The sequence below is a fragment of the Streptomyces sp. NPDC047117 genome (assembly GCF_040643545.1).
GTDB lineage: Bacteria > Actinomycetota > Actinomycetes > Streptomycetales > Streptomycetaceae > Streptomyces.
This window is the reverse complement of sequence record NZ_JBEYUN010000019.1, coordinates 74,222-97,334: the sequence shown is the minus strand read 5'-3', so window position 1 is coordinate 97,334 and position 23,113 is coordinate 74,222. Positions and strand designations below refer to the sequence as shown.

19 protein-coding genes and 1 pseudogene are annotated in these 23,113 nt (G+C 69.7%); 3 read left to right on the top strand and 17 right to left on the bottom strand.

Annotated features, from left to right (window positions below; genetic code table 11):
- Nucleotides 1-32 precede the first annotated feature (32 nt).
- The 16 genes and pseudogenes from ABZ840_RS30115 to ABZ840_RS30040 form a co-directional block, all read right to left on the bottom strand.
- Entirely contained in the window at nt 33-896 is an 864-nt protein-coding gene (locus ABZ840_RS30115; protein WP_361564655.1) for an ABC transporter ATP-binding protein, read from the bottom strand.
- Nucleotides 897-1,122: 226 nt separating this feature from the next.
- Nucleotides 1,123-1,995, bottom strand: a complete 873-nt coding sequence (locus tag ABZ840_RS30110) for a helix-turn-helix domain-containing protein (RefSeq protein WP_361564652.1) — start codon at nt 1,993-1,995, stop codon at nt 1,123-1,125.
- A 101-nt stretch (nt 1,996-2,096) separates the two neighbouring features.
- Nucleotides 2,097-3,278, bottom strand: a complete 1,182-nt coding sequence (locus ABZ840_RS30105) for an acyl-CoA dehydrogenase (protein WP_361564649.1) — start codon at nt 3,276-3,278, stop codon at nt 2,097-2,099.
- Between the two features lie 358 nt (nt 3,279-3,636).
- Nucleotides 3,637-4,395, bottom strand: coding sequence for an ABC transporter ATP-binding protein (locus tag ABZ840_RS30100; RefSeq protein ID WP_361564646.1), 759 nt, complete (start codon nt 4,393-4,395; stop codon nt 3,637-3,639).
- Nucleotides 4,371-5,237: an ABC transporter permease gene (locus ABZ840_RS30095; RefSeq protein WP_361564644.1), complete on the bottom strand. Its 867-nt coding sequence runs from the start codon at nt 5,235-5,237 to the stop codon at nt 4,371-4,373. The genes ABZ840_RS30100 and ABZ840_RS30095 overlap by 25 nt, the downstream gene beginning before the upstream one ends.
- Nucleotides 5,234-6,292 (bottom strand): ABC transporter substrate-binding protein, encoded by a 1,059-nt coding sequence (locus ABZ840_RS30090; RefSeq protein ID WP_361564642.1) that lies wholly within the window; start codon nt 6,290-6,292, stop codon nt 5,234-5,236. Before ABZ840_RS30090 ends, ABZ840_RS30095 begins: the two co-directional genes overlap by 4 nt.
- Nucleotides 6,293-6,683: 391 nt before the next feature.
- The gene (locus tag ABZ840_RS30085; RefSeq protein WP_361564639.1) at nt 6,684-8,390 is read right to left on the bottom strand and encodes an ABC transporter ATP-binding protein; all 1,707 of its coding nucleotides are present in this window, start codon (nt 8,388-8,390) and stop codon (nt 6,684-6,686) included.
- Nucleotides 8,387-9,376, bottom strand: coding sequence for an ABC transporter permease (locus tag ABZ840_RS30080; protein WP_361564637.1), 990 nt, complete (start codon nt 9,374-9,376; stop codon nt 8,387-8,389). The genes ABZ840_RS30085 and ABZ840_RS30080 overlap by 4 nt, the downstream gene beginning before the upstream one ends.
- Nucleotides 9,373-10,422: an ABC transporter permease gene (locus ABZ840_RS30075; RefSeq protein ID WP_361564634.1), complete on the bottom strand. Its 1,050-nt coding sequence runs from the start codon at nt 10,420-10,422 to the stop codon at nt 9,373-9,375. The genes ABZ840_RS30080 and ABZ840_RS30075 overlap by 4 nt, the downstream gene beginning before the upstream one ends.
- 11 nt (nt 10,423-10,433) lie before the next feature.
- Nucleotides 10,434-12,158, bottom strand: coding sequence for an ABC transporter substrate-binding protein (locus ABZ840_RS30070; protein ID WP_361564631.1), 1,725 nt, complete (start codon nt 12,156-12,158; stop codon nt 10,434-10,436).
- 215 nt (nt 12,159-12,373) lie between these two features.
- Nucleotides 12,374-12,469: an Ms4533A family Cys-rich leader peptide gene (locus ABZ840_RS30065; RefSeq protein WP_361564628.1), complete on the bottom strand. Its 96-nt coding sequence runs from the start codon at nt 12,467-12,469 to the stop codon at nt 12,374-12,376.
- Nucleotides 12,470-12,540: 71 nt separating this feature from the next.
- Nucleotides 12,541-13,644: an LLM class flavin-dependent oxidoreductase gene (locus tag ABZ840_RS30060; RefSeq protein WP_361564625.1), complete on the bottom strand. Its 1,104-nt coding sequence runs from the start codon at nt 13,642-13,644 to the stop codon at nt 12,541-12,543.
- A 371-nt stretch (nt 13,645-14,015) separates the two neighbouring features.
- A pseudogene (locus ABZ840_RS30055) lies at nt 14,016-14,975 on the bottom strand (pyridoxal-phosphate dependent enzyme); the annotation flags it as partial.
- Between the two features lie 52 nt (nt 14,976-15,027).
- Entirely contained in the window at nt 15,028-16,449 is a 1,422-nt protein-coding gene (locus tag ABZ840_RS30050) for an NtaA/DmoA family FMN-dependent monooxygenase (protein WP_361564622.1), read from the bottom strand.
- A gap of 21 nt (nt 16,450-16,470) precedes the next feature.
- Nucleotides 16,471-17,676 (bottom strand): LLM class flavin-dependent oxidoreductase, encoded by a 1,206-nt coding sequence (locus ABZ840_RS30045; protein WP_361564619.1) that lies wholly within the window; start codon nt 17,674-17,676, stop codon nt 16,471-16,473.
- Nucleotides 17,677-17,843: 167 nt separating this feature from the next.
- Nucleotides 17,844-17,954, bottom strand: a complete 111-nt coding sequence (locus tag ABZ840_RS30040; protein WP_361564616.1) for a putative leader peptide — start codon at nt 17,952-17,954, stop codon at nt 17,844-17,846.
- Between the two features lie 440 nt (nt 17,955-18,394).
- On the opposite strand from ABZ840_RS30040, the gene ABZ840_RS30035 reads away from it, so the two are divergent.
- Together ABZ840_RS30035 and ABZ840_RS30030 are read left to right on the top strand one after the other, a co-directional pair.
- Complete coding sequence (locus tag ABZ840_RS30035; protein WP_361564614.1) at nt 18,395-18,913, top strand: putative immunity protein; 519 nt, start codon at nt 18,395-18,397, stop codon at nt 18,911-18,913.
- 34 nt (nt 18,914-18,947) lie between these two features.
- Nucleotides 18,948-19,595 carry a class I SAM-dependent methyltransferase gene (locus tag ABZ840_RS30030; protein WP_361564611.1) on the top strand — a complete coding sequence of 216 codons (648 nt, stop codon included), beginning with the start codon at nt 18,948-18,950 and terminating at the stop codon, nt 19,593-19,595.
- Nucleotides 19,596-19,872: 277 nt separating this feature from the next.
- Here ABZ840_RS30030 and ABZ840_RS30025 read toward each other — a convergent pair whose 3' ends face one another.
- A complete protein-coding gene (locus tag ABZ840_RS30025; RefSeq protein ID WP_361564608.1) occupies nt 19,873-20,304 on the bottom strand; it encodes a GNAT family N-acetyltransferase in 432 nt (143 codons plus the stop codon).
- A gap of 139 nt (nt 20,305-20,443) precedes the next feature.
- Here ABZ840_RS30025 and ABZ840_RS30020 point away from each other — a divergent pair, with 139 nt between their 5' ends.
- Nucleotides 20,444-22,936 carry a beta-L-arabinofuranosidase domain-containing protein gene (locus tag ABZ840_RS30020; RefSeq protein WP_361564605.1) on the top strand — a complete coding sequence of 831 codons (2,493 nt, stop codon included), beginning with the start codon at nt 20,444-20,446 and terminating at the stop codon, nt 22,934-22,936.
- The last annotated feature ends 177 nt before the right edge of the window (nt 22,937-23,113 follow it).

The window sequence follows — 23,113 nt, the reverse complement described above, 5'->3', positions numbered from 1 at the left end:
AGGTGAGGTATCGCCTCAGGTGAGGTATCGCCTCAGGTGAGGTGCCGTCCGATCGGGTCGATGCGGAGCCTGCCCGTGCGCGGGTCGACGGCGACCTCGACGCGAATGTCGTAGACCTCGCGGATGTTCTGCGCGGTGAGGACATCGGTGGGTGTGCCCATCGCGTGCATGCGGCCGGAGCGCATCAGGACCAACGTGTCCGCGACACGGGACGCCTGGTCGAGGTCGTGGAGCACGATCCCGACCGCGATGCCGTGCTCCTCGACGAGATCGCGCACCAGGTCGAGCGTCTCGATCTGGTAGCGCAGGTCCAGGTGGTTGGTCGGTTCGTCCAGCAGCACAACGCCGGTGTCCTGGGCCAGGCAGGCCGCGAGCCAGACGCGCTGCAGTTCCCCGCCGGACAGCTCCCCGACCGGTCGGCCGGCCATGTCCCGTACGCCGGTGACTCCCATGGCCCGGTCGATGGCGCTGCGGTCCTCGGCGGTCGGTCCGGCGAAGCCGCGCCGGTACGGGTGGCGTCCGAAGGCCACGACCTCCGCGACCGTCAGCCCTTGGAGCGCGGGCCTCGACTGGGAGAACAGTGTGACTTCGCGGGCGAACTGGCGGGCGCTGAGCAGGGCCGCGTCGCGCTCGTCCGGTCCGTCGGGAGCGCCGAGCGTGACCCGGCCGCCGTCCACCCGGTGCAGTCGGGAGAGCGCGCGCAGCAGCGTGGACTTCCCACTGCCGTTCGGCCCCACCAGGGCGGTCGCGCGGCCGGGTTCCAGGGCGAGCGAGACGCCGTGGACGACCGGTGTGCCGCCGTACCGCAGTACCAGGTCGTGCCCGTTGAGGGCGGCCACCGGCGTGGCGGGGTCGGCCGCGGGGCGACCGGCGCGCCGGGAGGTGCTTGTGAACATCGGTGGGTCCGGACGGTCGGAGGGGCAGGGGCTGCGGCACCCTCCGTCCGGCCTTCACCGTCCGGCTTTCGCCATAGGGCTTCAGGCGTCCGGGCAGCGAACTCTCCCGCACACGGACAGCGCCGTGCGCGGCAAGCACCATGCACGGCAAGCACCATGCACGGCAAGCACCAACTAAGGGTTACCTAACTCCAAGAAGAGTATGTTCCGCCTGCCGTGTCGGCAATCAGGAGTTCTGGACAGCCGATACGGGATTCCGGACATCCCCGGGGGCGCCGTCGGCGTCGAAGAAGGCGCCCGGCGTGGTTCCCATGACCCTGCGGAAGGCGGCGATGAAGGTACTGGGCTGCGCGTAGCCGAGCGTCTCGGATACGGCCGTCACATCGAGCCCCTCGGAGAGGAGCGTCAGCGCCAGGTGCACTCGCAGCACCTGCCGCCACTGCGCGAAGGAGAGGCCGGTCGCGTGGCGGAACGCGCGGGTGATCGTACGTTCGCTCATCCCCAGGCACTGCGCCCACTCCTCCAGCGAGCGACCGTCGGCGGGATCGTCCAGCAGGACTTCGGCGATCGCGTCTATCCGGGCGTCGCCGGGCAGCTGCAGCGCGAGCTGGTGTTCCGACGGCTCCAGCACATCGAACACGACCGACTCCGCCCGCGCCCTGGCCGCCGCGTCGAGGTCGGTACGGGAGAGATGGGTCAGCAGCGACTCCAGCAAGGGCGTCATCGCGATCGCCCTCGGCCCCTCGAACGCGAACGGCGCCCGGTCGGGGGCGAAGAAGGCTTCGTAGAACTTCGCGCCCGCTGTAGCCCGGCCCCCGTGCACCACTCCGGCGGGCATCCACAGTCCGTGCCCCTCGGACACGGTGAAGACGCGGTCCTTCACTCGGGACGTCAGCGTTCCCCCGCGTACCCAGACCAGCTCGTGCCGGGGGTGCGAGTGCGGCGCCCACTCCGTGGGAACGCGGGGAATCTGCAGGCCGGCGAAGATCGCGAACGGGGCTATCGCCTGCTCCGGGAAGGGCTCCACCCGGCGCACCACAGTGCCCGCCTCGCGCCGCCACATCCCGGGGCGCGCCTCACCACGGGCAGATCGGACCATGCGGACGATTCTACCCGGGGCCCGGCCAGGCGCGTGAGCCCCCGGCCACACCCCCCTTACCCCTTTTCTTCATTTTGATATCTTTCACCCAATTATGGGTCTTACGGCGCCAGGTCGAGAAACTCCCAGTGCGCCTGGGGCTGTGCACCGCTCAGCCATTTCCCGCAGTTCTGCAGGACCACCGGGCTTGAGGTGATGTGCTGGGTGCCCGTGCCGAGGTCGCGCAGGAACCGGTCGATCGGCCCGCGCCGTATCGCCGCCGTCCCCGCCCAGCGGTGCACTGTCTGCCCCACTTCCTGCACGGTCCACGTCGCATGGTTGAGCGCCAGCCTGAGCAGCGTGTCCTGCTCTGTACTCAGCACCTCCCCCTTGTCCAGGGTGGCTTCGATGCCCTGCCATACCTCCATCGCCCACGCCCGCGCCGAACGAAGCTTGGCTTCGGCGGTGGCGTACTCCGCGTGGAACTGCGTGGTGTCGACGGCGGCGTTGGGCGTGCCGGACTTGGCCGCGGCGACCGACTTCAGTTCATCGAGCAGGCGCCGCCCGACACCCAAGGCCCAGCCGGTGTGCCCGATGGCAGCCATGTTGACCAGGCCGAGGCGGTAGATCGCACCACCGTTGGCCGGGGTCGTCGTGGTGGCGACGTAGGTGTGCGTCGCCGGGACGTACGCATCGGCACAGTGGTAGTCGATGCTGTGCGTCGCCCGCAGGCCCAGTACATCCCAGTTGTCGACGAGTTCCACCTGCGACTTCGGCATCGCCAGCACCCGAAACTCCCCGGTGCCCTCGACCTGGATCGCGCTGTGGATGTGGGTGGCGTGCGCCATGCCGGAGGCGAACTGCCAACTGCCGCTCACCAGATAGCCACCGTCCACCGGGACGGCCCGGCCGGGCCGGGTGCCGTGCCCGGCCAACAACGCGTAGTCACCACCGGCGACATCGGGGAACAGGTCGGCCGCCGCAACGGCATCGACATAGGCCGCGGTGGTACCGGTCACCAACTGCAGCGCCATCATCGTCCAACCGGCCGCGGCATCGTGGTAGCTGACCCGCTCGACCGTCTCGATAAGCTGGCGCGGGGAGAACTCGTATCCGCCGAGAATCAGAGGCAGTTCGGCCCGGACGAGTCCCGCGTCCAGCAACGCCCGTGCGGTGTCCTCCGGGAGTCTGCCGAGTTCCTCGGCCACGTCCGCCTTCGCGTCAAGTTCCCCGCCGAGTGCGTCGATTCGCTCCAGCATCGCGGGAAATTCCGCGCTGACATGCAATCCGGCCGTAGCCGCCATGGATGGTCGCCCCCTCGCTATCCATACTGAGTCGGCGCCACTCTAACGAGGAGCCGCACCGTTCCCCAGCCTGCGCCAGGAAGTTTCCCGGGCGGGGCGTGATGGTGACCCGATGCGCCGATTCGTACACGAAAGTCCACTGTCAGTGCGCCCGCTAGTGTGCCGAGTATGCCCAACGGGATCGCCTGGACAGGCGCACACAGCACCACAGCCAGATCCGCGGCCCTACCCGGACGAGGAAATCGTCCGCCTGACCACTAACCGGTGGAGCCCCCCGGCCCCTGGCATTCCCGTCGGTACCGGACGAAGACGCTGCCACCGTGGCCACGTCAACTGGTCGGCCCCAACTGGGCCGCGGTCACGCCGTGTTCTCTTCCTCCGCGAGGTCCACTCCGAGGTGTGCGAGCAGGCGGTCGCGCAGGGCGGCGTACTCGGGGCTGCTCTGGCGGCGCGGTGCCGGGAGCTGCACGGGCAGGTCGGCCGCGATCCAGCCCTCCTCCACGACGACCACCCGGTCAGCGAGCACGATGGCCTCGTCGACGTCGTGTGTGACCAGCAGTACGGCGGGCCGGTGGCGCTCGCACAGTCGACGCAGCAGGGTGTGCATCCTGATCCGGGTGAGGGCGTCCAACGCACCGAACGGCTCGTCGGCGAGCAGGAGTTGTGGTTCGCGGACGAGGGAGCGGGCGAGCGAGACGCGTTGCTGCTCGCCGCCGGAGAGCTCGACGGGCCAGGCCCGCTCGCGCCCTTCGAGCCCGACTTCGGCGAGGGCGGCCCGGCCGCGCGCCTCGGCGTCCGGGCCCGGCAGCCCCAGGACGACATTGTCGAGCAGTCGCTTCCAGGGCAGCAGCCGTGCGTCCTGGAAGACGACGGATACGTGGTCGGGGGCGGCGAGTTCGCCGCTCCCCGCCACTTCGTGGTCGAGCCGGGCCAGCGCCCGCAGCAGTGTGCTCTTCCCGGAACCGCTGCGCCCGAGCAGCGCCACGAACTCGCCCGGCTCGATGTTCAGTTGGAGTCCGTCCAGAACCCGGCGCTCCCCGAAGGAGCGCACCAGATTCTCGATCCGGACCGTTGCGCGGTCCTCGGTCTCGATCAGGCCGCCAGTGTGCGTCGCCATGACAGCGCCCTCCTCTCCACGAACCGCACCAGGGCGTCGGAGACGAGCCCGAGGAGCCCGTACACGACGAGGCCGACGATGATGATGTCGGTCTGCCCGTAAGTTCGCGCGAGCTCCATCATGTAGCCGATTCCGCTGGTGGCGTTGACCTGCTCGACGACGACCAGCGCCAGCCAGGCGGCGGTCACCGCGAAGCGCATCCCGAGCAGGAAACCGGGGAGGGCGCCGGGGAGCACGACGTGGCGTACGAACTGCAACCGGCTGAGCCGGACGGTCTCGGCCAGCTCGGCATAGCGGTTGTCGATGGTGCGCAGCCCGTTGTGCGTGTGGATGTAGACCGGTACGAAGACGCCGAGTGCGATCGTGATGACCTTCATCGTCTCGCCGATGCCGAACCACAGGATCAGCAGAGGAATCAGTGCGAGTGAGGGGATCGCTCGCTTGATCTGCACCGGGCCGTCGATGACGCCCTCGCCGAGTCGGCTGAGGCCGGAGACGAGTGCGAGGAGAAGCCCGGCGGCGACGCCGAACACGAGGCCCAGCGCGGCGCGTTGGGCGGAAGTGGCGAGGTTGGACTGCAGTCTGCCATCGGCGATGAGGTCGCTCGCCGTGCCGGCGATGGTCCATGGCGCGGGCAGGTTCCGGGCGTCGATGAGGCCGGTGCCGGAGCCGACCACCCAGAGAGCCAGCAGCAGCACGGGGCCGAGCGCCCAGCCGTACGGTATGGGCCGGCCCGGGCCGAGCCGCTTTCGCGTACGGCGGCGCGGACGCGGCGCGGCAGGGGCAGCGGCCTCGTCCGTCGTCGCCGGTGCCGTCCGCTTCTCGAAGACGGTGGTGCTCATGTCGCCCTCCCGTCGCCGGCGAGCGCGTCGGCGGCAACCGACTCGTACCGGCGGTCGAAGAGAATGTCCGCCTTGAAGGCCTCGTGCTTCTGCTCCTTCGCCAGCAGGTCGATGGTCTGCTGCTGACGCTTGATCGCGCTGCTCCAGTCCACCGGGAAGTCGGGATGGCCGGACCTCTTCACCAGGTATTCGCCGTCCTCGCGGCTCAGGCCCTGGTCCTTGACGTAGTAGCCCTCGACCCATTCCTTCGGGTGCTCGTCGATCCAGACCTGCGCCCGCGCCCAGATCTTGATGAGTTCCCTGATGGCGGCGGACTTCTGGGCGTTGCTCACCGAGTCCGTGAGCGCCCACAGATGCCCCGGGTCGTCCCGCAGTCCGTGCTTGACGGTGGTGCCGCCGTCCTTGCCGTACTTCGTCAGATAGCGCTTCACGTTGACGTCGGCGATCGGTGCGGCGTCCACCTGGTGATTGCCGAGAGCCGTGGGATAGACGTCGCCGGTGCTGGCCAGTTCGACCAGCTCGACGTCCTGCTGGGTGAGCCCGGCCTTCTTGAGAATCCGCAGTACCAGCGCGCCCTGTGCCTGGCCGGGACTGTAGGCGATCTTCTTCCCGCGCAGGTCGGCGAGGGATTTGATGTCCGCGCCCGGAGCGATGCCCAGTTCGTAGATCGGGTACCGGTAGGGATCCTGGTGGAATTTCGTCGCCACGAGCTTGGTGTCGAGCCCCGTCCAGTGCGCGTTGATCGACGGGATCTCCGCGGCCGAGCAGATGTCGAGCGCGTTCGCCCGGAATGCCTCGGAGCACTGTGGGCCGCCACTGATATTGGCCCACTTGACCTTGAAGGGAAGCTTGTCGGCCCGGCCCGACAGCTCCAGCGCGACCTTGAGATCAGGTGCTCCGACGGTGAGGGAGGTGCCGGGCGACACCTTGGCCGGGATCTTCTCGTCGGAGATGTTCTTGCTGGTCGCGGTGGTCCGGGCGTGGTTCGCGCAGGAGGTCAGAAGGAGAGCGGCGGAGAGGCCGGCGGCACCGCCGGCGAGGAGTGATCTGGGCATGCGTATGCGCGTGCGTATACGAGGGAGCATTCGGGCCTTCACAGAGCGAGGGGACGGCACCGTCAGGGAGGAGTGACGCACCGTCAGAGGGGTCGCTGTCCCGTTGGCGTAGGACAGCTGCTGGGGGCGCGGGAAGTAGCTCGGCGCGGAGAGGTGGCGCAGCTCAGTGGGGGGGAGGTCAGCTACACACCGCGGTGGCGACGCGCATCAGATCGATGGCCCGTCGCTTCCGAAACCGCTGGCAGATCCGCATGCAGCCGAAGCTATCCACGGGTCAAGAGCCGGTCAACACTGGCCGGCGCGCCGGACCACTACCGCAATGACACCTTCGTAGCGGCGCCATGCGCCCGTTACATCACACCTCGCGGCCGGGCCCGCCCGGCCCGTCGTGTCACACCGATACCAGCTCCGCGCGGACCGCGCGGCGTGCCGACGCGAGCCCGGGGTCGAGCGTCGGAACGGCGGCGAGGAGTTGTTGGGTGTACGCATTCCGGGGGTGGGAGTACACCTGGTCCACTGCGCCCTCCTCGACGATCCGGCCCCGCCGCATCACGGCGACCCGGTCGCTGACCCGGCGTACCACGGCGAGGTCGTGCGCGATGAAGACCAGGGACAGCCCCAGCTCCTGCTGCACCTCGGCCAGCAACGCGGTGACCTGCGCCTGGGTCGTCACATCGAGGGCGGAGACGGCTTCGTCGCAGACGATGAGTTCCGGCTCGGCGGCCAGCGCCCGTGCGATGCCGACGCGCTGCCGCTGACCGCCACTGAATTCGTGCGGGTAGCGGTCGTACTGCTCGGGGGCGAGGCCGACCCGCTCCAGCAGGTCACCGACCCGGGCCCGGATCACCGCCTCGTCGCGCTGTCCGGATGCCCGGAGCGGGTCGGCGACCGACTCCCCGATCGAGCGACGCGGGTTGAGCGAGGAGGCGGGGTCCTGGAACACCATCTGTACGCGGGCCCGGCGGGTGAGTGTGCCGGAGGTGGGGTCGAGAAGGCCGACGAGCATGCGTCCGAGGGTGGTCTTGCCGCTGCCGCTCTCCCCGACGATGCCGAGAGTCTCGCCCCGGTGGACGGTGAGCGAGACGCCGTCGACGGCCGCCAGGGCGGTTCTGCCCTTGCCGAACACCTGACGGAGGCCGACGGCTTCGACGAGCGGAGCGCCCCCATCGAGCGGGCCGCCCCCGTCCAATGGCTGCTCACCCACATCGAGCGGGCCGCCGCCGTCCAATGGCTGCTCGCCCACATCGAGGGGACCACCCCCGTCCTCGTCCACCGAGCCGTCCGGGCCGTCCGGGCCGTCCGGGCCGTCCGGGCCGTCCGGGCCGTCCGAGATGCGTGGCACAGCCGCCAGCAGAGCCCGCGTGTACGGTGCGCGCGGAGCCAGCAGTACTTCCCCCACCGGCCCCCGCTCGACGGCCTTGCCCGACTGCATGACCAGTACGTCGTCGACCGACTCGGCCGCGACACCCACGTCATGGGTGACGAGCAGCAGCCCCATGCCCGTCTCGCTCCGCAGCTGGTGCAGCAGGTCCAGGATCTGGGCCTGCACGGTGACGTCCAGCGCTGTGGTCGGTTCGTCGGCGATGAGGAGTTGGGGTTCGCAGGCCAGTGCCATGGCGATCAGGGCGCGCTGCCGCATGCCACCGGAGAACTCGTGCGGCCTCGACCGGGAGCGCCGTGCCGCGTCGGGGATCCTGACCCGGTCGAGGACCTCGACGGCGCGGGCCCGCGCCGCCCGGCGGGAGACGCGGTGGTGGGCCCGGTACACCTGGGCGATCTGGTCGCCGACGGCGTAGTACGGGTCCAGCGAGGACAGCGGGTCCTGGAAGACCATCGCGGCTTTCGCACCCCGCAGCGAACGTAGTTCCGCGTCGTCCGCGGCGCTCACGTCCACCCCGGCGACCTCGACCGAGCCGCTGACGGTGGCGCCGGTCCCCCGGTGCAGGCCCAGCAGGGCGTAGGCCAGTGCGCTCTTGCCGGAGCCGGACTCGCCGACGACGCCGAGCGCGCGGCCGGCTTCCAGCGAGAACGACAGGTCTTGCACCGCCCGTACATCGCCGAAGGAAACGGAGAGATCGGTGACTTCGACCAGGCTCATGCGAGCACCACCCGTCGGTCGGCCATCGCCTGGAGAATGTCCGCGACGGCATTGGCGAGGACGACGAAGAATCCGGTGACGAGCACCAGACCGACGACGACCGGAAGGTCCACGTTCTTGACGGCGTCGACGAGTTCGCGGCCCACTCCCGGGATCCCGAAGAGGGACTCGGTCAGGACGGCGCCGCCGAACATCGAGCCGACGTCCAGGGCCCCGAGCGCGATCACCGGGGCGAGCGCGCCGCGCAGGGCGTGCCGCCCGACGAGCACCCGCTCGCCGACCCCGTACGCCCGGAAGGTGCGCACATGGTCCTCGGCGAGGGTCTCCAGCATCGAGGCCCGCGTCATGCGGGCGTACGGGGCCGCGGAGATCAGCGCCAGCGAGATCCACGGCAGCAGCAGGTTCCAGGCCCACTGTTCGGGGTCGTCGGTCAGCGGCACGTAGTCCGGGAACGGCAGGATCTGCAACGCCGTGACCAGGATGATGATGAGCAGCAGGCCGATGACGAAGACCGGGGTGGCCATGCCGGCCAGGGTGATTCCGGTGAGGATCCGCTCGGTCGGCCGGCCGCGGCGCCACACCGACAGCAGGCCGGTGCCGACGCCGAGCAGCACCCACAGCACGGCGGCGCCGAGGGCGAGTGAGGCGGTGGCCGGGAGCTTGGCCAGGATCAGCTCGGTGACCTGCTGGTCACTCTGGTACGACAGGCCGAGGCAGGGGGCCGGGCAGTGCAGCACCCCGGTGCCCGTCGAGTAGTCCCGGCCGGCGAAGAGCGCCTCGACGAAGTGCGCGTACTGCAGGTACAACGGGTCGCCGAGGTGCAGTTGCTCGCTGACCTGCGCCACCTGGGCCGGTGAGCAGCGCGGGCCGCAGGCGATCTGCGCGACATTGCCCGGGGCGACGTAGAAGGCCGCGTACACGACGATGCTCAGCGCGAAGAGCACGAACACCGCTCCCGCGGCCCGCCGGAGCAGGAACCCCCTCATGCGTCGGCTCCCTTCGTGCGACCTATGCCGCGGCCGGTGCCACGGCCGGCGCCACGACCGGTGCCGGTCTTCTTGCGTCCGGTGCCGATGCCCAGCCGGGACGCGGCGCGCGGGTCGAGTGCGGTGCGGACGCCCTCGCCCAGGACGGTCAGTGCCAGCACGGTGACGAAGAGCAGCAGGGCGGGGATCAGCAGGTACGTCGGGGCGGCCTGGTACCAGGTGTCGGCGTCGCTGAGCATCTGCCCCCAGGACGGTGTGGGCGGTTTGATGCCGACGCCGAGGAAGGACAGGGCCGCTTCGACGACGATGTTCGCCGGGAAGAGCAGTACCGCGTAGGTGAGGACGGGCGCGGCGAGGGCGGGCAGCAGTTCGCGCCGGGCGACCTGCCACGAACTCCAGCCGCTGAGGCGTGCGGCGGCGACGTGGTCGAGCGATTTCAGCGCCAGCGTCCGGGCCCGCACGATCTTCGAAATGCCGGCCCAGCCGACCAGGCCGACGACCACGGCGATGAGGACCGGGCGCGGGAAACCGGCGGGAACGACGGCCAGTGCACCGAGCGCGATCACCATCACGGGCAGTGCGACCACCACGTCGGTGATCCGGCTCAGCGCCTGGTCGAGGAGGCGGTTGCCGAGCCCGGAGGCGAGACCGAGGCCGACTCCGACGACGACCTGCAGCAGCGTCGCGGCGAGCGCGACACCGAGCGAGACCTGTGCTCCGTAGACGACGCGCCCGAACAGGTCGCGTCCGGTGAGGGGCTCGACGCCGAGCCAGTGGTCGGCGCTGATCCCGCCGAAAGAGCCGATCGGCACCCCGCCGGTGGCGGAGTCGACGAGGTCCGGGTGGTACGTGGTGGGGTTCTGCCCTTCGAGGGCGGTGAGCAGTGGCGCGGCGAGCGCGATCAGTACGAAGAGGGCGACGGTCACCGCCGCGACGAGGGCGGAGGGGCGGGCGCGCAGCCGACGCCAGAACGGGCGGCCCCCGGAGGCGGGGGCGAAGACCGCCCCCGCCTCCTCGGCCTTTTCGATGAGGAGAGTCTCGGACATGGCTGCTGGACCTACTTGACCGCGACCTGCGAGGCGTCGAGCACACCTGTCCAGTCGCTGATCACCACGTTCTTGACCGCCTTGCCGTACAGCCGCTTGTAGACCGGGTGGAACAGCGGCACGGTCAGTGCCTGCGCACCGACCTTCTTGTCGAGCGCGCCCCAGCGATGCGCGGCGGCACTCAGGTCGGTCAGCTTGTTGATCTCGTCGATCTCCTTGTTGACCGTGGGGTCGTTCAGCTGGGCGGCGTTGAAGTTGTACCCGGCCTTGACGATCTGGCGCCCGTCGAAGATCGGCGCGAAGAACGGGCCGCCGGACGGCCAGTCGGCTCCCCAGCCGCTGAGGAAGAAGCCCGGCTCGCTCTTCACGTTGTGGATGGTGTCGTTGTAGTCGTTGTCCTCCAGGCCCCGGAGCTTGACGGTGATGCCGGCCTTCGCCAGCGCCTCCTGGAGCGCGGTGGCGATCTCCGGGCTGGTGGCGAAGTCCTTCGCGTTGGAGTGGGTGAGGGTGACCGTCAGGCCCTTGGGGTAACCGGCCTTCTTCAGCAGCTCCTTGGCCTTGGCCGGGTTGCCCGACTTGCCGGCCGGGAAGTGGTCGTAGGGCGTGTGCCCGAAGGACTTCTGGTCGGGCAGGAACGTGGTGGCCGCCTCGGCGAGCGAGGAGCCGCCGGCCGCGTTGACCACGGAGGAGCGGTCGACGGCGTACGCGATGGCCTCGCGCACCTTCGGGTTGTCGAACGGCTTCACCTTCGGGTTGAACGCGATGTAGTTGGTGTAGCCGAAGTGGCCGGTGCCGACGCGCGCCGCGAGGTCCTTGTCGCCGGTGACCTTGGCGAGCTCGGCCGGGCCCAGGTTGGTGTCGGTGGTGATGGCGGCCGCGTCGGCGCCGCGCGATGCGGACAGGCGTTGGTTGATCACGGCGGAGTCGAGTCCGGAGCGTACGTCGATCCGGTCGGGGTAGGCCTTGCGTTCCTTGTCGGTGGCGGCCGACCAGTGCGGGTTGCGCGCCAGGACGAGACGCTCGCCGTCGCCCTCGTTCTTGACGACCTTGTACGGGCCCGAGGAGACGGGGTGCTGCTCGTACTTGGTGCCGGTGTCCTTGGCCTTCGGCACGGGGGTCGTCTGCGTCTGCGTGGCCAGGTAGGGGAACTCGCCCTCCGGCTTGTTGAGGTGGAAGACGATCGTCTTCGCGTCGGGCGTCTCGATCGAGTCGAGGCCCTTCTTGTCCTTGTACGGGCCCTGGTAGTCGGCGCCGCCGATGAGCCAGTCACGCAGGTACGGCGCGCCGCCGGACAGCTCGGCCGCGAACGACCGCTCGATCCCGTACTTGATGTCGGCACTCGTGATCTTCGTGCCGTCCTCGTACTTCAGATTGTCCTTGAGGGTGTACGTCCACACGGTGGCGTTCTTGCTGGGTGTGCCCAGGTCGGTGGCCAGGTCGGGCACGACCTTCGCACCGGCGGCGCCGTCCTCCCGGTTGCGCGTGGTGAGCGTGCGGAAGACCAGGGAGGGGACGTTGCCGCCGCCGGAGGTGTACAGCCGGGCCGGATCGAAGTCCTGCTGCGGCTCACTGTTGAGGACGCTGAGCGTGCCCCCCTTCTTGGGCGTGCCCGCCGCACCGGAGGCGCCGTCGCCTCCCCCACTGTCCTTGGGCCCGCAGGCGGTGGCGCCCACGGCCAGGGCGGATACGGCCAGCGCCGCTGTCAGGCGACGGGATATGACGGACGGATGACGCATCGGTGGTGACCTCTCGGAGTGTTGCCTGTAGGGGTGTTGCGCGCAGGCAGTGACGAGAGCGATCACACGCGAACGGGCGGAGAGTGGACGTGCCCGTCGAATACGAGATGCTGCCGCGCCTGCGGACGGAGTTCGCCCAGGCACGACTGTTCAGAACCGGCCGTCCGCTCTGTTGCAGAGTTCGGACGGTGCGTCCACGCGCGCTCAGGCAGACGTCAGCAACAGTGAATGTCGGAGACGCTGTGCGCGGTCACGCCGATGAGAGCCAACTCAATGGTGGCTCGCTCGGAGGTGACGGGGCTGCGTGACATGAGGAGGAATATGACTCAGTGATCGGGAAGAAGTCAACAATGAACGAGACGGCTATCTCGGATGCTGGACATCACGGGGCGGTAGTGGCACCCGCGAGGTGATCTCCCCGGAGCCTGGGCAGCAGCTGGTCGCCGATCCGGCGGGTCTCCTCCCTGTAGGGCGTGTCGGACAGCACGAAGTGTGTGACGCCGAGCCCCCGGTACGCGCGGAGCGCCGCGGCAACGTCGTCGGCCGAACCGACCAGCCATGTGGTCCCCGCTCCCCCACCGCCGAACCTGCCCGGCGTGGTGTACAGGCAGGTGTCGAGTACCTCTCCGCGCTCGGCGAGGTCGAGGAGCCGCCGCTGGCCGACCGCCGTCCTGCGGTTGCCTCTCCACGTGGCGATCTCCCCGGCGTCGGCCGCCATCTTCGCGACCTTCTCCTCCGCCGCGCGCCACGCCTCCTCGGTGGTGTCGCGCACGACGGTGGTGATCCGCAACCCGTACTCCAGCGGGGCGTGGCGGCGCCCCACTCGCCCGCTCAACTCCCTTAGCCTGGCTATGCGTTCGGCGACCCCCTCAAGCGGTTCGCCCCAGAAGAGCTGGACGTCCGCCTCGGCCGCCGAGACGCGTTCGGCGGCCTCGGACGCACCGCCGAAGTACAGGGTCGGATGCGCCCGCTCCTCGGTGACGTAGGGGCGCGGACTGACCGTGGAACCGGTGACGTGGAAGTGCTCGCCATGGAACGTGACGCTCTCCTCGGTCCACAGGCACCGCACGAGATGCAGGAACTCCTGGGTGCGGGCATAGCGTGCGGTGGGGTCGACGTTGGTGTCACCGTAGGCGGCCGGATTGTCCAGGCCGCTGACGATGTTGACCAGTACGCGGCCACGGCTGAGCCGGTCGAGGGTGGCGGCCGCGCCGGCGAAGTGCGCGGGCTGCCAGTAACCGGGGCGGACGGCGATCAGCGGCTTGAACGTCGTGGTGCGCGCGGCCAGGGCGGTGGCGACCGTGAAGGTGTCCGGGCGCCCCCACCCGGTACCGAGCAGCGCGCCGCCCCAGCCGTGGTCCTCCGCCGTCCGGGCGAGTTCGGTCGAGTACTCGATGGACCCCCAGCCGGTTGTCGTGTCGTCACCGCGGTGACCGGGCTCGACGGTATTCGGGATGTACCAGAGGAATTCCGGGCTCGGGCTCATCAGGCTTCCGATCGCTGTTGGGATGGCGGGGACGGCACGGCGGGGCCGGCCAGTGGGGGGCGTTGCCAGGGGTGGGGGCGGTCATGGAAGGCGCGTGGCCAGGAAACCCAACGGCCGTGACGCGGCGGCACGTTGGGCATTGCGGATGGAAAATGCGCGCCTCTGCGCGGAACGTTGCGCAGGTCGGCGGCGCGGAGGAGAAGTCAGCTACACACCGCGGTGGCGACGCGCATCAGATCGATGGCCCGTCGCCTGTGGAACCGCCGGCAGATCCGCATGCTGCCGAAGCTATCCGCGTGCCGAGACCCCGAACAAGGGAATCGTCTGGGCTGTCATGGTGTGGCAACAGCCCCTTCATGCAGGCCGACGCTGCTCAGCCAGCTGTCATCGAAGACCTTGGAAAGGTAGTTGCGGCCCGAGTCCGGCAGCAGGGCGACGACGAGGTCGTCCGGCGTCGCTTCCGCCGCCACCCGCAGTGCGGCCGCGACCGCCGTGCCCGCGGAGCCGCCGACCAACAGCCCTTCTTCGCGGGCGAGTCGTCGGGCGGTGTGCAGGGATTCGCCATCGCTGATCCGCTCGAATCGGTCGACGACCGCCGGGTGGTAGGACTCGGGCCAGACATCCTCGACCGTCTGCGGGTGCCGGAAGTGGCCGATGCTTTCCACGAGGTACGGGCTCCCGTCGCCGCCCGAGTAGACCGATGCCTCCGGGTCGGCGCCGACGACCGTCACCCGGCCGCCGCTCACTTCTTTGAGGTACTCGCCGGTTCCGGTGATGGTGCCGCCGGTGCCGATGCCGGACACCAGGTGGGTGATCCGCCCGTCGGTCTGCCGCCAGATCTCCGGCCCGGTGCTGCGGTAGTGGGCACGCGGATTGGCCGGGTTGTCGTACTGATCGGCCAGCCAGGCACCCGGCGTCTCGGCGGCGATACGGGTGGCCACGACGTGCACATGCTCGGGGTGCTCGCGCGGCACATCGCTCGGGCAGACGACGACCTCGGCACCGTAGGCGCGCAGCACGGCGATCTTCTCCGTGCTGCTCTTCTCCGGGATCGCGAAGACACACCGGTAGCCGCGCTGCGCGGCGACCATGGCCAGTGCGACACCCGTGTTGCCCGAGGTCCCCTCGACGATGGTGCCGCCGGGCGCCAGCAGGCCGGCGCTCTCGGCCGCCTCCACCATCGCCAGCGCGATGCGGTCCTTCACACTGCCGCCGGGATTGACGTACTCCAATTTCACGTAGACCGGCGCGGCGACCGCGTCGGTGACACGGTTCAGCCGCACCAGGGGCGTGTTGCCCACCACGTCGGCCAGAGATGCGTGGACGTCCAATGCTGCGCTCCTTGCGTCGGGCTGCGTCCAGCCAGCGTGATGGCGAGGAACGTTACGACGCCACCCGCTCGCCGCCCATGTCGTCCGGATGAGCGAGGCCGAGGTGGTGGCGCAGGGTCGGGCCCTCGTACTCGGAGCGGAAGACGCCCTGTTCCTGGAGGAGCGGGACGACCCGGTCGGCGAAGGCGTCGAGGCCGCCCGGGGTGATGTGCGGGACGAGGATGAATCCGTCGCTGGCGTCGGCCTGGACGAGGTCGTTGATGGTCTTCGCGACGGTGGCCGGGGCGCCGACGAAGGTCTGCCGGTTGCCGGTGTTGATGACGAGGTCTCGGATGGACCAGTTGCGTGCGGCGGCCAGCTCGCGCCACTCGCGGGCGGTGGCCAGCGGGTCCCGGTACATGCGCACCTGGGCGCGCCCCTTGGCGATGTGCTGGTCGTTCACGTCCGGGTCGATGTCGGGCAGCGGCCCGTCCGGGTCGTACGACGACAGGTCACGGTTCCAGACGAACTCCAGGTGCTTGAGCGCGGTGGCCCCGCTGACCTGCTGCCGGCGCACGTCGCGGGCGATCTCCTCGGCCTCCGCGTCGGTGTCGCCGAGCACGAAGGTCGCGGCGGGCAGAATCTTGAGCTGGTCCGGAGTACGGCCGTACGCGGCCAGCCGGCGCTTGACGTCCGCATAGAACGCCTGCCCCTCCTCAAGGGTGGCGTGCCGGCTGAAGATCGCGTCGGCGGTCGACGCGGCGAACTCGCGGCCTTCTTCGGAGTCCCCGGCCTGGAAGATGACCGGCCGGCCCTGCGGAGACCGGGGGACGTTGAACTGCCCCTGGATGTCGAAGTGCGGGCCGGCGTGGACGAAGGAGCCCGCCTTGGCGTCGCTCAGGAAGGTGCCGGTTGCCTGGTCGGCGAGGATCTCGTCGCCGCGCCAGGAGTCGAAGAGTTCGCCCGCGGTGGTCAGGAACTCCTTGGCCCGGGAGTAGCGCTCCTCCTGCGGCAGGAAGCCGCCGCGGCGGAAGTTCTCGCCGGTGAAGGCGTCCCAGGAGGTGACGACGTTCCAGGCGGAGCGGCCCCCGGTGAGGTGGTCGAGGCTGGCGAACTGCCGGGCCACCTCGTAGGGCTCGTTGAACGTGGAGTTGATGGTTCCGGTCAGTCCGAGGTGTTCGGTGACGGCGGCGAGCGCGGACAGGACGGTGAAGGTGTCGGGGCGGCCGACAACGTCCAAGTCGTATATCTGACCGCCCTGTTCGCGCAGACGGAGGCCCTCTGCGAGGAACAGGAAGTCGAACTTGGCGCGCTCGGCGGTCCGCGCGAAGTGCGCGAACGAACTGAACTCGATGTGGCTGCCGGCCTCCGGGGCACTCCACACGGTGGTGTTGTTGACACCGGGGAAGTGCGCGGCCAGGTGGATCTGCTTCCGCGGCTTGTGGTCGGCCTGCTTCGGGGACTTGCTGTGGATCTGCTTCTGCGGCTTGCTCATGGCGTACGGTCTCCGTCCGGCTCAGGCAGTGGCGGCGTATCGGTTGGCGGGGCGGGCGAGGCCGAGGAGGCCGCGCAGGGTGTCGGCTTCGTAGGCGCGGCGGAAGACACCCCTGCGCTGAAGTTCGGGTACGAGGCGGCGGGTGATCGCGGGCAGGTCATGGCCGACCACGGCCGGCCGCAGCCGGAAACCACTCAGCCCAGCGGACTGGAACTCGAGCAGTAGGTCGGCGAGTTGGGCTGGCGAGCCGGTGAAGATGCGTGCGTCGCTGGTGTACGCGGACCCGGCGAGGTCATCGAGGCGCGCGCGGCGGGCACGTGCGTCGGCCGGGTCGTCGTCGAGGAAGACGACCAGGTCACCGAAGACGTGCAGGGGCTGCTCCGAGCGGCCGGCCGCTTCCTGCTCGGCGCGGATCTCGCCGACGATCGCACGGGCCCCGTCGACGTCGTGCGGGGTGACGTAGCCGATGTCGCCCTGCCGGCCCACCAGCCGGTACGGCGCGGGCTGATGGGCGAGGGCGCTGACGACGGGCTGGCCCTGGGGCGGGCGCGGGGTGATGGAGGGGCCCTTCACACTGAAGTGGCGCCCCTCGAAGTCGATGTAGTGCAGCTTGTCGCGGTCGATGAAGCGGCCGGTGGCCGCGTCCCGGATCTCCGCGTCGTCCTCCCAGCTGTCCCAGAGCCGACGCAGGACCTCGACGTAGTCGGCGGCCTCGTCAAAGAGGTCTGTCACCAACTCCGCCGCGTCCGGGCTGTCGTACGCGTCGATCGGCGGGATCGTACGACGGCCGAAGTGCGCGGCCTCGTTCGGACGAGCACTGATCTGGACGCGCACCCCTGCCCGGCCGCTGCTCACGTAGTCGAGGGTGGCGATGGCCTTGGAGAGGTGGAACGGCTCGGTGTGCGTCACCACCGCGGTCGGCACCAGACCGATGTGCCGGGTGAGCGGGGCGATGCGGGCCGCGAGCAGGACGGCGTCCAGGCGGCCGCGTACCTGGTCGGTGCGGCCGTCGGGCTCCAGGAAGTGGGAGGACTGCAGGCCGAGGCCGTCCTCGAAGGTCACGAAATCGAGCAGCCCGCGCTCGGCCTCGGCGACCAGTTCGGCCCAGTACGGGGCGGTGAACAGGTCGCGGGGCCGGGCCACCGGCTCACGCCAGGACGCGGGGTGCCAGCCGGTGCCGTCGAGTGCGACGGCGAGATGCAACGCGGAAGCGGGGATTGGGGACACGGGGGTGCCTTCCTATGAGTGTCCGTACGTCTGGGTGTACGTGCGTCTCAAAGTCCGCGCGTCCGCACTTCTGTACGTCCGCACGGGATCGCTGATGGCCCACGCGTGACGGGCGCGGGCATGGTGAATGAGGGTCCCGGGCGAGCGAGAGCCCGGGCAGAAGAAGGTCAGGAACGACAGAGCGCGCCGGCGAAGCGCTGCAGGTCGATGTACGGCCGGGAGTGGAGCCGGATTCGGCGGCTGGGGTTCAGGGCGCGCGGGTCGAGCACGCGTCGCATGCCACACACCTCCGCCCGCCGGACCACCGGGACGGCGCGCATCGAGGAGCGCCGGCCGTCGTGGGTCACAACAGCCCCGTCCCGCCGTCTGTTCCAGGCGTGCGCACCTGAAGAATCCGCGTGCGGGTACGCAGGGTGACGTCGACCGACCGGTACAGGAGGATCACCTCCGGAGAGTGCTTGGGTGCGTGACCAGGCATCGGAATGCGACGACCGGGCGCCGTACAGGACTGACGCGGACAGTCGGCACACACCGGAACGGATGGTGGTGGGGCAGGTCAGGAACACCGACACGCGGACGCATCCACGCGTGCCAGATCCACGTACAACCTGCGGTACAGCGCTGGAGGGCTCACCTGCTCATGTTTAACAGGCAGCTGATCCATGGTTCATTGCAGACGCATGAACTTTGACAGCTCCCTCCAGAAGGAGTGCCGACCGTGATTCTCCCGAAGGTCCGTGACCCTCGCTTCGTGACGCTCCGGCGCGGTGGGACCCTCACCGATGCGGATCACCGTCTCCTCGCTCTTTGGGCGGCCTCCTGCGCGGAGCACGTGCTCGGCCTCTTCGAGTCGGCCCAGCCCGATGATCCGCGGCCACGTCAAGCCATCGAGCACGCCCGCTCCTGGGCGCGCGGTGAGGTCAGGATGATGGAGGCTCGTGCTGCGGGCGGCCATGCGATGGGCGCGGCCCGGGACCTGCGTGGGGCGGCACGGCATGCCGCGTACGCCGCCGGCCAGGCCGCGGTCGTCGCACACGTCGCCGCGCATGAGCTGGGTGCGGCGGCCTACGCGATCAAGGCCGCACGTGCCGCCGCACCGAAGAGCGAGAGCGAGGCCGCGGGGCGACTCGAGTGTCAGTGGCAGCGAGACCAGCTCCCGGAAGCGATCCGCGAGCTCGTACTGGACGATCAGCGGCTCCGCAACGACCTCTGCTGGTCAGTGTTCGACCGTTCTTGAAGCGCATGCGTGCTCGACCCGCTACGGTCTCCCGGTGATCGAATTTCAGACCTTGCGTGCCACCCGTGAGTCCTATGACGCCATCGCCCCCACCTACGTGGAGCTGTTCCAGGACTCTCTGCGCGACCGCCCCCTGGAGCGCGCGCTCCTGAGCGCCTTCGCGGAGCTGGTACGGGCGGACGGCGACGGTGCGGTCGCGGACCTTGGCTGTGGGCCGGGGTACGTCACCGCTCACTTGCGCGGGCTGGGCCTGAATGCCTTCGGCGTCGACGCCTCCCCTGTGATGATCGATCTCGCTCGCGAGGCGCACCCCGAGCTTCGTTTCGAGGTCGGCTCGATGGCCGCACTGGACATCGACGACGGTGCGCTGGGCGGGGTGCTCTCGCGGTGGTCCGTCATCCACACCCCGCCGCGGGACGTGCCCGCCATCCTGGCCGAGATGGCCCGGGTACTGGCTCCGGGCGGGCACCTGCTGGTCAGCTTTCCCGCCACCGACGGCCCCCACGACGAGACAGAAGCGTACGACCACGCCGTGGCAACGGCCTACCGCTGGTCCCCCGACCATCTCGCCGCGCTCCTGCGCGACCACGGATTGACCGAGACAGCCCGCACGGTGATCGAGCCGCAGCCCACCGACAAGCGACAGTTCCAGGAGGTCCAGCTCCTCGCCCGCAAGGCGTAGGCACGGGAGGGGAGGGCGGGTCGGCGCGTCGGACTGGCCGGACCGGAACCCACCGGCGAGCGGACCGCCCATAGGCGCCGCACCGTACTGCACCGCCCGTCGGCCAACGCCGATCGGGAACGCGGCACTCGCCTGCCCCGGGAGGAGCTCATGGCTGACGATGACGACACCCGCCGCTCAGCCTGCTGCCCGGGCGAGGCAAGCCGCTTCGACCTTCCTGGATTGAATGTGGATTGCGTACGGCGGCACCCCGGTAACAGCACCGCCGTCGGCACCGTCAGCTCGCGCGCATCCAGCGGTACATGCCGACCGAGTTGTGCTCGGCGGTGTCGGCGAAGCCGAACTTCTCGTAGAGGAAGCGCGCGGGCCCGTCCGCGATCAGGGACACGTACGCCGTCTCGGGTGCGCGGCGTTCCAGTTCCTCGGTGAGCGCGGCCATGATGCGCCTGCCCAGTCCCCGCCCCTGATGCGCGGGGTGCACGCAGATGTCGACGACCTGGAACGCGGTGCCGCCGTCCCCGATGACACGCCCCATACCGATGGGCTCGCCCTCGTGGTGGAGCACCACGCCGTGCCACGTGTTCGGCAGGGCCAGCGCGACCGCCTCGGGCGCTCTGTCGGAGAGTCCGGCGTCGGTGCGCAGCTTTCGGAATACCTCGACGGAGGGGACGCCGACACGCAGCTCGTAAGAGTCAGTATCGGTAGTCATGTGTTACACGCTAGCAGGGCATGGGGGGCTTGCAGGAAACGAGGGCTCCCGAGGGTGGGCAATTACTCGCACAGTTCCTAACATGTTTCCCCATCAAGGCTGCGCAAAAGTCAACGCATGTCTTTTTGGAGGCACCCGCATGCCCCTCTCTCGCAGACAGTTGCTCGCCACCGGCGTCCTCGCGCTGGGCACTCCGCTGCTCACCGCCCGGCACGCCACCGCAGTCACTCCTCCCGCCGGCCGCGTGGCCCCTGCCCCCGGCGGTCACTACACCCCCAACGCCGCACCCCTCTCCCCCACCGCCTTCCTGCGACTGCCCCCGGGCTCCGTCACCGCACGCGGCTGGCTCGCAGGGCAGCTCAAGCTCCAGCTCAACGGGCTGTGCGGCCAGTACGAACGGGCCTCGCGCTTCCTCGACTTCGAGGACACCGGATGGGTCCACCCGGAAAAGAACGGCTGGGAGGAAGTCACCTACTGGTTGCGCGGCTACGTCAGCCTGGCCATCGCCACGCGCGACAGCACCGCGTTGGAGAACAGCCGGCGGTGGATCGACGCGATCCTCGCCACCCAGCAGGACGACGGCTTCTTCGGCCCGCGTGCGCTGCGCACGGCGCTGAACGGGGGTCCGGACTTCTGGCCGTTCCTGCCGCTCCTGATGGCGCTGCGCACCTGGCAGGAGTACGCGCACGATGAACGCATCGTGCCGTTCCTGACCCGGTTCACCCGCTTCATGAACGCGCAGGGGCCGGGCGCCTTCGACAGCAGCTGGGTCTCGTTCCGGTGGGGTGACGGGCTGGACGTCGCGCAGTGGCTCTACAACCGCACCGGCGAGCCGTACCTGCTCGACCTCTGCGACAAGATGCACCGGTACGGAGCCGACTGGACGGGAGAACAGCTGCCGAGCCCGCACAACGTCAACATCGCACAGGGGTTCCGCGAACCCGCACAGTACGCCGTACAGTCGGGAGACGCTCGGCTCACGCAGGTCACCTATCGCGCGTACAGCGAACTGTTGCGCACCTACGGCCAGTTCCCCGGCGGCGGCTTCGCCGGCGACGAGAACCGGCGGCCCGGCTTCGGTGATCCCCGCCAGGGCTTCGAGACATGCGGGATCGTGGAGTTCATGGCCGGCCACGAACTGCTGGTCCGCCTCACCGGCGACCCGCTGTGGGCGGACCGGTGCGAGGACCTGGCCTTCAACATGCTCCCCGCCTCCCTCGACCCGCAGGGCAGGGCCATCCACTACATCACCAGCGCCAACAGCGTCGATCTGGGCCGGGAGAAGAAGACCCAGGGGCAGTTCCAGAACGGCTTCGCGATGCAGACCTACGAGCCCGGCATCGACAACTACCGCTGCTGCCCGCACAACTACGGTATGGGCTGGCCCTACTTCACCGAGGAATTGTGGCTCGCCACCCCCGACCACGGACTGGCCGCGGTCATGTACGCCGCCGGCGAGGTGACCGCGAAGGTCGCCGACGGTACGGAGGTCACCTTCCGCGAGGAGACCGACTACCCCTTCGACGAGACGGTGACCCTCACCCTCTCGGCACCCAAAAGGCTCGCCTTCCCGCTTCGGCTGCGCATCCCCGCCTGGTGCGACAACCCCACGCTCAAGGTCAACGGCCGTCGCACGGCGGCATGTTCAGGCCCCTCCTTCGTCACGATCGACCGTACGTGGGCGGACGGCGACACCGTCACACTCCGGCTGCCCCAGCGCACCGCGGTACGCACCTGGCCCGGCAACGGCAACGCCGTGAGCGTCGACCACGGACCGCTCACGTACTCGCTGCGCATCGGTGAGAAGTACGTACAGTACGCCGGCGACGCCACGTTCCCGCACTACGAGGTGCACGCCACCACGCCGTGGAACTACGGGCTCTCCCTCGCGGCGAACACGGCACATCCAGCGGATGCAGCGGCCGACGCCGAACGGATGGCCGCCGCCGTGCTGAAGTTCCACCGCGACCGAAGGCCCCTGGCGGACAACCCCTTCACCCACGACGGCGTCCCCGTACGGATCAGCGCCCCGGCCCGGCGCATCGCTGAGTGGACGGCCGACAGTGAGGGTGTGGTCAACCCGCTCCAGGCGAGCCCCGCCCACAGCGAGGCCCCCGAGGAGCAGGTGACGCTGATACCGATGGGCGCGGCCCGGCTGCGCCTCACCGCGTTCCCCACCGTCTCGCCGACGGGCGGCCGGCGTTGGGCCGAGGAACGCCCGTACCACCGCGTCCAGAACAAACGCAGCGGGAAAGTGCTCGCCGTGGACGGAATGTCCCTGGACGACGGTGGACGCGTCGTGCAGTTCGACAACACCGGTACGGGCGATCACGCTTGGCAGCTTCTCCCACGCGACGGCGGGCACCTCGTCATACGCAACGGCTACAGCGGCAAGGTGCTCGGCGTCGAGGGCGGCTCCGGCCCGGACGGTGCGCGCGTCGTGCAGTACACGGACCACGACGACCCCGGCCTGCGGTGGCGCATGACCGACAGCGGTGACGGGTGGCACACACTCACCCATGTGCCCAGCGGGAAGGTACTCAGCGTGCTGAACGGGTCCACGCAGAACAGCGCCCAGACCGTGCTGCGCGAGGACACCGGCGCTGACGACCAGCGGTGGAAGCTGCTCTAGCCAGGGCCCGGGCGGCCGCACGTACACCCGCAGCAGCACCCCGCGCTCATACCGGCGTCCAGCATCCAGCGTCATTGGCATGGACCTGATACCTCGGTCCGGCTAAGCTCGATGCGACCCCAATGAGAGCGCTCTCAAGCAGCGGTTGTTCCACCCTGTTCCACCCATCCTTGTGGG

What these genes read in the sequence shown, in the direction of transcription:
- ABZ840_RS30115 (WP_361564655.1), bottom strand. Translation starts at nt 896, where the DNA reads ATGTTCACAAGCACCTCCCGGCGCGCCGGTCGCCCCGCGGCCGACCCC.
- ABZ840_RS30110 (WP_361564652.1), bottom strand. Translation starts at nt 1,995, where the DNA reads ATGGTCCGATCTGCCCGTGGTGAGGCGCGCCCCGGGATGTGGCGGCGC.
- ABZ840_RS30105 (WP_361564649.1), bottom strand. Translation starts at nt 3,278, where the DNA reads ATGGCGGCTACGGCCGGATTGCATGTCAGCGCGGAATTTCCCGCGATG.
- ABZ840_RS30100 (WP_361564646.1), bottom strand. Translation starts at nt 4,395, where the DNA reads ATGGCGACGCACACTGGCGGCCTGATCGAGACCGAGGACCGCGCAACG.
- ABZ840_RS30095 (WP_361564644.1), bottom strand. Translation starts at nt 5,237, where the DNA reads ATGAGCACCACCGTCTTCGAGAAGCGGACGGCACCGGCGACGACGGAC.
- ABZ840_RS30090 (WP_361564642.1), bottom strand. Translation starts at nt 6,292, where the DNA reads ATGCCCAGATCACTCCTCGCCGGCGGTGCCGCCGGCCTCTCCGCCGCT.
- ABZ840_RS30085 (WP_361564639.1), bottom strand. Translation starts at nt 8,390, where the DNA reads ATGAGCCTGGTCGAAGTCACCGATCTCTCCGTTTCCTTCGGCGATGTA.
- ABZ840_RS30080 (WP_361564637.1), bottom strand. Translation starts at nt 9,376, where the DNA reads ATGAGGGGGTTCCTGCTCCGGCGGGCCGCGGGAGCGGTGTTCGTGCTC.
- ABZ840_RS30075 (WP_361564634.1), bottom strand. Translation starts at nt 10,422, where the DNA reads ATGTCCGAGACTCTCCTCATCGAAAAGGCCGAGGAGGCGGGGGCGGTC.
- ABZ840_RS30070 (WP_361564631.1), bottom strand. Translation starts at nt 12,158, where the DNA reads ATGCGTCATCCGTCCGTCATATCCCGTCGCCTGACAGCGGCGCTGGCC.
- ABZ840_RS30065 (WP_361564628.1), bottom strand. Translation starts at nt 12,469, where the DNA reads ATGTCACGCAGCCCCGTCACCTCCGAGCGAGCCACCATTGAGTTGGCT.
- ABZ840_RS30060 (WP_361564625.1), bottom strand. Translation starts at nt 13,644, where the DNA reads ATGAGCCCGAGCCCGGAATTCCTCTGGTACATCCCGAATACCGTCGAG.
- ABZ840_RS30050 (WP_361564622.1), bottom strand. Translation starts at nt 16,449, where the DNA reads ATGAGCAAGCCGCAGAAGCAGATCCACAGCAAGTCCCCGAAGCAGGCC.
- ABZ840_RS30040 (WP_361564616.1), bottom strand. Translation starts at nt 17,954, where the DNA reads ATGCGACGCGTGCTCGACCCGCGCGCCCTGAACCCCAGCCGCCGAATC.
- ABZ840_RS30025 (WP_361564608.1), bottom strand. Translation starts at nt 20,304, where the DNA reads ATGACTACCGATACTGACTCTTACGAGCTGCGTGTCGGCGTCCCCTCC.
- ABZ840_RS30020 (WP_361564605.1), top strand. Translation starts at nt 20,444, where the DNA reads ATGCCCCTCTCTCGCAGACAGTTGCTCGCCACCGGCGTCCTCGCGCTG.